The sequence below is a fragment of the Streptomyces sp. NPDC060205 genome, from assembly GCF_042728395.1.
Taxonomy (GTDB): Bacteria; Actinomycetota; Actinomycetes; order Streptomycetales; family Streptomycetaceae; genus Streptomyces.
On record NZ_JBHWZP010000654.1, the window covers coordinates 1 to 1,099 of the forward strand.

General features: G+C 71.0%; 1 protein-coding gene. It reads left to right on the top strand.

Annotated elements, in window-relative coordinates; translation table 11 throughout:
- Positions 1 to 104 precede the first annotated feature (104 nt).
- Positions 105 to 932 (top strand): PaaX family transcriptional regulator C-terminal domain-containing protein, encoded by an 828-nt coding sequence (locus ACFWGJ_RS43795; protein ID WP_387334563.1) that lies wholly within the window; start codon positions 105 to 107, stop codon positions 930 to 932.
- Positions 933 to 1,099 lie beyond the last annotated feature (167 nt).

Here is a 1,099-nt window from a genome sequence, read left to right on the forward strand (position 1 = left end):
CGGGTGCGGGTCCGTGGGGGCTGGTCGCGCCGTTCCCCGCGCCCCTTGGGGGCTGCGCCCCCTGAAAGGCGAACGACTGTGATCGGCGGGCGTACCGTGGGTGGGTGACCAGTGACGAGGCGTTGCGGCCCCAGTCCCTCATGCTGTCCTTTCTCGGTGACCAGGTGCTCGGCCGGGGCGTCTGTGTGTATTCGGGCAGCGTCATCGATGTCTTCGGACGGGCCGGGGTCGGCGAGCACGCCACCCGGTCCACCCTGACCCGCATGGTCGGCCGTGATCTGCTGCGGCGGCAGCGCGAGGGGCGCCGGATGTACTTCGGGCTGACCGAGCGCTCGGAGGCCGTGCTGCGGGACGGCGAGCAGCGGATCTGGGAGGAGGGGGCCGTCAACCGCCGGTGGGACGGCACCTGGACCCTGCTCGGCTTCTCACTGCCCGAGTCCTGGCAGCGCCAACGGCACGACCTGCGGGCCCAGTTGACATGGAACGGCTTCGGTCCGCTGTTCGGCGGGCTGTGGATCGCGCCCGGCGAGACCGATGTCTCCGGACTCGTCGCCGAACTCGGCCTGTCCGCCCATGTGAAGATCTTCCGCGCCCACGCGGACGCCGGCATGGACATCGGCGCGATGATCGAGGAGACCTGGGAACTGGACGAACTCGCCACGCGCTACGAGGCGTTCGTCCGCCGCTGGGAGCGCTGGGAGACGGCCGAGCCCGCGGCCGACGAGGCCCTCGCGCTACGGCTGCGCCTGTCGACCCAGTGGCTCCAGGTGGTCCGCCGAGACCCACGCCTCCCGGTCAGACACCTCCCGGACAACTGGCCAGCCGACCAGGCCGAGAAAACATTCAGAACGGTCTACACCCGCCTGACCCCCCTGGCCCAACAATCAGCGGACCACCTCCTGGACCTGGTCCCGGTGAGACCGCCCGCCTAGGGGCGCGGGGAACGGCGCAGTCTTCTGGCCTTCAGGGGCGCGGGGAACGGCGCAGTCTTTTGCCTTTCGGGGGGCGCAGCCCCTTGCCTCTAGGGGCGCGGGGAACGGCGCAATCTTTCGCCTTTCGGGGGGGGCGCAGGCCCCTGCCTTTCAGGGGCGCGGGGAAC